This window comes from Chryseobacterium sp. CG10_8 (assembly GCF_058117085.1).
The window spans coordinates 1-7245 of sequence record NZ_JBYVEB010000128.1; the positions used below are offsets into that span (position 1 = coordinate 1).

Here is a 7245-nt window from a genome sequence, read left to right on the forward strand (position 1 = left end):
ATCTTTTATTAGTATTATCTTTACAGGAAGGAGAAAGCAGAGTATTTTTATAAAAATTTAAATTTAGTCAAATGAAAAGAATCGCGGGTTTCATGTTAGTGTTTTGTACTGTATTTTTATATGCGCAAAAAATTTCAGACTATTCTTATGTTTCGATTCCAGATAGCTTCAAAGATTTCGAAGGTAAGCCTTATGGATTAAAAAAGAAATTGACCGAAAAATTACAGTCTAAAGGATATACCGTTTTGTCAGAACAAAAGGAAACTTGGCCAGCGACCGCATATCAGAATCCGTGTCAGGTTGCAGTTGCAGATGTTTTGAATTCAAGTAGTCTTTTCAAAAATAAAGTATCTGTTGTTTTTAAAAATTGTAATGGAAATTTAATTGAAAAATTTGATGGTGCTTCAACCATTAAAGAATTTGAAACAGGTTACCCTGATGCAATGAATACTGCTTTGAAAACATTAGCGGTAGCTTCTAAAGATAGTCAGATCTCAAAAGCAGTTATAGAGCCAGTAGCTGTGCCGATGACTTCTAATTCTGATTACAGTAAAGAGACGCCAAAAACTGGGGGGACTTCTGTCGTTAATCAAGAATTGAAGCTGACAAGTAACAGAACGTACAATAAAATTATTATCACAGAACAGCAGTTTATCATCGCTGATGCTGAAGATAATACTGCCGCTGCAACTTTTACTGAGTCAAGTAAAAAGGGAATTTATCATGTAAAATTTACCGATGGTAAACGTGCAATGGGATACTTTGAGAACGGAAATGCTGTTACAGAGGAGCTTCAAGATAATGGTACGGTTTTCAAAGTGGTTTTTTCTTTGAAGAAATAAGACTGTTAGGAATTAAAATATTCCCAAACCAATTTTCCCTTGCTTTTACCAAGGATTTCTTCTAAGGTTTCGAGAGAAGATTCTTTCACTCTTTTGACGGATTTCAGTTTTTGGAGAAGTTGCTCAATCGTTTTTTCGCCAATACCGGGAATCTCTTCCAATTCGGATTTGATGGTGGAGTTTTTTCTTCTTGTTCGATGGTGTTTGACTCCAAAGCGGTGAGACTCGTCTCTAACTCTTTGCAACACCTTCAATGTTTCTGACTTTTTATCCAAATATAAAGGAATAGAATCCTCTGGGAAGTAGATTTCTTCCAAACGTTTTGCAATACCAATAATGGTGATTTTGCCATACAGTCCTAAAAGTTTTAGACTTTTTACTGCGGAAGAAAGTTGCCCTTTTCCTCCATCAATCAAGATGAGCTGAGGAAGCGGCTCGTTTTCATCCAAGAGTCTTTTATAACGACGATAGATGACTTCTTCCATGGTTGCAAAGTCATTAGGTCCTTCGACGGTTTTGGGATGGAATATGCGGTAGTCTTGTTTACTTGGTTTCCCATCTTTGAAAACGACACATGCCGAAACAGGATTGGTTCCTTGAATGTTAGAATTGTCAAATCCCTCAATATGTCGAGGTTCTACAGGCATCCTCAACAGTTTTTGCATTTCTGCCATGATTCTGTTGGTATGTCTGTCGGGATCAACAATCTGAATTTGTTTTAGTTTTTCCACACGATATTCTTTCGCATTCTTTTCAGAAAGTTCGACAATACGTTTTTTGTCTCCCATTTTTGGGACAAAGAGTTTGACATTCGGGATTTCTACCGATAAATGAAATGGCACCAAAATCTCCTTGGAATCAGATGAAAATTTTCTTCGGATTTCGATGATGGCTTCTTCCAATATTTCTTCATCCGTTTCTTCAAGTACTTTTTTGACTTCGGTAGTGTAACTCTGGATGATATTTCCGTTTCTGATTTTAAAATAATTGACATAAGCAGCGGTTTCGTCACTTATCATTCCGAAAACATCTACATCGTCAATATTAGGATTAACCACCGTATGTTTGGCTTGATAATCTTCCAACATTTCGAGCTTTTCCTTCGTAATTTGCGCACTTTCGAATTCTAAATTTTCAGCAAATCTGGTCATTTCCTCAATAAGAAAATTTTTGGCTTGTCGGAAGTCACCTTTAATCATACAACGAATGGCATCAATTTTTTTATCGTAATTTTCTTTAGATTCCAAATCTTGGCAAGGACCGTTACAGTTCTTGATGTGATACTCTAGGCAGACTTTGTATTTGCCTTCATCGATTTTTTCGGGCGAAAGATTAAGATTGCAAGTCCTTATTCGATATAAGTTTTTGATGGTATCCAATAACACTCGAGCTGGGCGAACTTTGGCGTAAGGGCCATAATATTCGGAACCATCTTTAATCTTGTTTCGAGTCATAAAGATGCGCGGAAAGTCTTCGTTTTTGATACAAATCCAAGGATAAGTCTTATCATCCTTCATCATGACATTGTAAAACGGCTGATGTTCTTTGATAAGATTATTCTCCAACAGCAAAGCATCGTATTCGCTTGGTACAATCGTCGTCTCCAAACGATGAATCTTCTTCACCATTATTTTCGTACGATAGCCAGAGAGATTTTTGTTAAAATAGGAGAGTACTCTTTTCTTAAGATTCTTGGCTTTACCGACGTAGAGTAACTGATTGTTCTTGTCGTAATAGCGATAGACTCCTGGATCAGAAGGAAGCGTTTTGAGTTGAAGTTCGAGTTTTGGATTCACTATACAAAAATAAGGAAATGCTTTGTTTTGTATTGAAAAATATTTTTAGAACATCCAAATTAATGAAAAAAGGGTTCTTTAGCTGTTTATAATCAAGTGTTTACACTGGAGTTATCTCAGGTGATATAGACTAAATTTGTTTTTCAAAAAATATATAACCGAAAGCCGAAAAGGTAATAGAGTAGGCAATTTTAAAAACTGATATATAATGAAAACAATTATTAAAGGAAATCTTGCAGGACGCATTTGTAGAGAATGTGTGGAGAATGTAAGTCAGGCAAAAATCCGTCTGTATTTACCAGAAAGCAATGATCGAATGGAGGAGGTGTTGATAGCTTCTTCAAAGAACTCTTTCAGACTTCTCTCTCCTAAAGAAGTAGAAAGGAAAGCGGATCGATTGGTTGGAGAAGCAATCACAGATGATCTTGGAAATTATGAAGTTGTAATAGATAATAAGTATCTTAATACAGCTTTAGAGTTTGATTTTGAATGCGGAACAGTACCTAAGAAATTTCCACCCAAGAAATTTCCGGTAAGACAGTTTCATGTAACCACATTTTATCCTATGCGTAGTAATACGCCTACAAAAGATGAAACTGACATTAATGTATTTGTATTTAATCATGAAATACCTTACAAATGGTGGTGTGAAATCAAAGGACGCTATTTTGACGTTTGGACTATTTGTGGAAGATTAACTAATTGCGAAACAGGAGCTCCTTTGGCTAGAGTAAAAGTGATTGCGATGGATGCAGATTATCTTACAGATGATATGTTAGGTTCTGGAGTAACCGATAGTAATGGACGATTTACCATTTATTATTCTTCTGCCGATTTCAAGAAAACATTTCTTTCACCGATTATTAACATAGAAACAGACGTTGTACCGCCGTTTGCAAGTGGACCAGATGTTTATTTTCAGATAGAATACAATGGGCAAAGATTTCAATTGGAAACCGCAGAAAATAGAAGGAATAATGTCGGATATTGTCTATGTGTGAAATTATGTGCCAAGGAATTAATTCCTTCAGAGCCAGTGATTCCACCATCTTTTACACATTTTGGATTAGGACAGCATCATCATATCCAAACGGGAATTAGTGATGGAAAAGCAAACGGGTATGCCTTTTTCTCATCCGTTAATTTGGTGGGTTCAATCAGTAGAAAAATTGAAGGAGCAAGAATGGAATATATGTTTGAGTATCAAGAGGTTGTTAATCATTCAGATTCGTTAGATCCTTTAGGTTGGCGACCTGTAGAACCCGACATGATTGATAAAACCTCTATCGGTTATCTATGGACATTAACAGACGATATTGCCAATCCTGTACATTACGAACCTTACTATATTAATGGTGTAGGAACAGAAAAGACCATTACTTTTAATGGAAATTGGATTCAAGTTCCTGATGAAGAAAATTTTGCACCTCATATTGATGCAGAAATCTTGAAGCTAAACACGGAAAAGCTCACAGGACTTACTACAATAGATATGGCAATGCCAACGTCAGGAATTGGTTTGGCAACAGTTGCCGCAAGTCGGCCTCATGTAAAAAATAGATTTCTTGCAGTCCGAATGAAACAGCGCCAGATTAGTATTGAACAAACAGAATATGTCGCAGGAACTTCTAAACCTATTGCCATCTATAATGTGGTGTATAATCAAGTGAATAAAAACGGAAGTTGGGCACCCAAAAAAGAGAATCAACGAAGAATTGCAGTTTCAGTAGATATTGACGAAATTGTAGCTGGCATGAGTGGCTGTAATAAGATTGTATCAGATTTGCATGTAAAATATGGAGCTAGAAACGAAAATTTGAGTGCAGTAAGTTTGGCCATTGTGGGACCGAATAAACCTGGACAAAGTTTTGAATTTAATTCCATTATGTTATTGTCTGCTCCGGAGACTTATGGGACTGCTCAATTGGTTTTTACTCCACCAACTGATACGGTTAATGATTTATTGGCGTGCGCATATACAGTCACTGTAACTGCAACAGCACAACTTACCGATGGAGAAAATTATTTAGGTTCAGAGCAAGACTTTATATCTTTTTGTAAGGTTTAAGATGGGTAAGTTTCTTAGAAATTAGGCAAAATAAAATTGAATAGATTAGCTATTCCGCTTTGATTATCAAGAGACTTTACTATCTAGGATGAATTTTTAATTATTGCAGAGTACAGAAAAATATTTTGCAAAAAAAAGCTGCAAATTTTGCAGCTTTTTTATTGATAGTCTATAGTGTTTATTAGTTCGCGGACATTTCAGTGTATTTGAAAACAAGGAAACTAAAGTAGTCCCATTCAACTGATTTAGCAGGAAATTCTTTCATGAATTCTGCATTGTCTCCAAAAAGGAACTCGTAATTGTCTTCGAAATCATCTTTGTGAAGCCAAATGATTTTGTCCCCTTTTTTAACATAGAAAGACTTAGTAACACCACCTCCTAATTGCGGACCAAATCCAACGGTAACTCCACTAGTTTCTTTTGCGAAAGGATCGTTGTAAACAGAAATAATTTTATCAAACTCCGGATTGATCAACTCCATCAAAAATTGTTTCTCGTCTTTTTTATTTTTCAAAGAAACAGTTTGATTAACAAAAAGTATTCTATCGCTACCTGTACTTTTGCTCATTTTTTTGGTGTCCCAATTTCTGATATTGCTCATGTACTTTTGGGTTTTGGTGGCGATACTTAGGTTGGAAGGATATACCCACATTTTAGCTACTTCTTCAGCAGGATAGTTCATTTCTTTTTTAGAAATACTATCTTTGATTTCGATAGAACTAATTTGGCCTTTTTTGGTCTTCATTCCCGAGCAATAACCGATGATTTCGGTACCGTCTTTCATCAGCAAAGTTGATGTTTTTTTTGTTGATGGAGAACCATAACCTTCGTTGAAAAGGTAAGTTTCCATTTTTTTGATTTCTTCTTTAGAGAATTTTTTCTTCTGAGAGAATCCTAAAATCCCAATTAATAGGGCAAGGATTAGTGTAATTTTTTTATTCATTGTGCTATTTTTAAATGCAGTGCAAATTTAGCCAAAAAAAAGAACGTCGCCAAGAAAATATAATCTTTGAAAAATATGTACTTTTAGCAAAATTATTTTTCAATGAAAATTTACGGAGTCGATCACTTCACTTTCCATGATGTATTGGAGATTTCTCAGAATCCTTCCACAGCAAAACTCAATAAACAAGCTCAAGACCAAATCCTGAAATCGCAACAGAATGTCCAGAAGATTGTAGAATCGGATCGTTGTGTTTATGGAATTAATACTGGTTTTGGACCGCTATGTGATGTGAAAATTTCGGCGGAAGAAACTGCGCAATTACAGCATAATTTAATTATATCTCATGCAGTAGGGGTAGGAAAGCCGATTGAGAAGGAGTTGTCGAAATTTATGATGATTGCCAAAATCCATGCTTTGTCGAAAGGTTTTTCTGGTGTTTCGTTGGAAATGATCGAACGCCTCATTCTAATGCTTGAAAAGGATATTATTCCAGTGGTTCCAGAGCAAGGATCGGTGGGAGCAAGTGGTGATTTGGCGCCTTTATCTCACATGGTTTTACCTTTGTTGGGATTAGGAAAAGTATGGGAAGGAAGTCAAATTTTTGAAACTGCTGAAGTTTTGAAAAAGCATCAAATTAAACCTCTACAGTTAGGAGCAAAAGAAGGCCTTGGATTGATTAATGGGACACAGTTTATTTTGGCTCACGCCATTAAAGGTCTGGAAAAGATGGAATATTTGCTTGACTTGGCTGATCTCACCGCAGCAATGAGTGTTGAAGCATATCGGGGTTCTGCAAGTCCTTTCAAAAAGGAATTGCATGAGATTCGTCCGTTTGCTGGAAGCAAAAAAGTGGCAGCAAGAATGTTGAAGTTTCTCAAAAACTCAGATAACCTCAAGTCACATGAATTCTGTGATCGGGTGCAAGATCCTTATTCAATGAGGTGTGTTCCTCAAGTTCATGGAGCGAGTCGCAACGCTTTTGAACATCTTAAATTAATGGCAGAAACCGAACTGAATTCGGTTACGGATAATCCAATTGTACTCAATGCTGAAGAAGCGATTTCAGGAGGTAATTTCCATGGTCAATTGATGGCTCTTCCTTTGGATTATGCTACTTTGGCTGCTGCCGAATTAGGAAATATTTCGGATAGAAGAAGTTATCTTTTGCTGGAAGGAAAATTTGGTTTGCCTCGTCTTTTAACGGAAAGTTCTGGACTTAATTCTGGTTTTATGATTCCGCAATATACTTCTGCTGCATTGGTGACAGAAAATAAAACGTTGTGTTTTCCAGCTTCTGCAGATTCGATTCCGACAAGTTTGGGTCAAGAAGATCATGTTTCCATGGGAAGTATTTCTGGAAGGAAATTTAATCAAGTTTTGGATAATTTGGTCAATATTTTTGCCGTTGAATTGATGTTTGCCGCTCAAGGTTTAGAATTCCGAAGACCAGCCAAATGTTCGAAAATAGTAGAAGATAATTACAGTATCATTCGTTCTGTTGTTCCAAAATTAGAGAATGATAGAGAAATCGGAAAAGATATGTTGGCTATTGCAGATTTGATTAGAGAAAGAAAATTGGTGGTGAATTAATAT

Annotated in this window: 5 protein-coding genes; 3 read left to right on the forward strand and 2 right to left on the reverse strand. The window is 36.1% G+C overall.

Translation table 11 applies throughout. The features are described 5' to 3' along the window. Positions 1 to 71 precede the first annotated feature (71 nt). Positions 72 to 842 (forward strand): hypothetical protein, encoded by a 771-nt coding sequence (locus AC4AGG_RS14565; protein WP_489772744.1) that lies wholly within the window; start codon positions 72 to 74, stop codon positions 840 to 842. Positions 843 to 847: 5 nt separating this feature from the next. Here the strand turns inward: AC4AGG_RS14565 and uvrC are convergent, their stop codons facing one another. Next, positions 848 to 2638 carry an excinuclease ABC subunit UvrC gene (uvrC, locus tag AC4AGG_RS14570; RefSeq protein ID WP_489772745.1) on the reverse strand — a complete coding sequence of 597 codons (1791 nt, stop codon included), beginning with the start codon at positions 2636 to 2638 and terminating at the stop codon, positions 848 to 850. A 208-nt stretch (positions 2639 to 2846) separates the two neighbouring features. Between uvrC and AC4AGG_RS14575 the strand changes: the two genes are divergently transcribed. Further along, positions 2847 to 4706, forward strand: coding sequence for a transthyretin-like family protein (locus AC4AGG_RS14575; protein WP_489772746.1), 1860 nt, complete (start codon positions 2847 to 2849; stop codon positions 4704 to 4706). Between the two features lie 181 nt (positions 4707 to 4887). Here the strand turns inward: AC4AGG_RS14575 and AC4AGG_RS14580 are convergent, their stop codons facing one another. Continuing rightward, a complete protein-coding gene (locus tag AC4AGG_RS14580; protein WP_489772747.1) occupies positions 4888 to 5649 on the reverse strand; it encodes a hypothetical protein in 762 nt (253 codons plus the stop codon). A gap of 102 nt (positions 5650 to 5751) precedes the next feature. On the opposite strand from AC4AGG_RS14580, the gene hutH reads away from it, so the two are divergent. Further along, a complete protein-coding gene (gene hutH / locus AC4AGG_RS14585; RefSeq protein ID WP_489772748.1) occupies positions 5752 to 7242 on the forward strand; it encodes a histidine ammonia-lyase in 1491 nt (496 codons plus the stop codon). Positions 7243 to 7245: the final 3 nt, after the last annotated feature.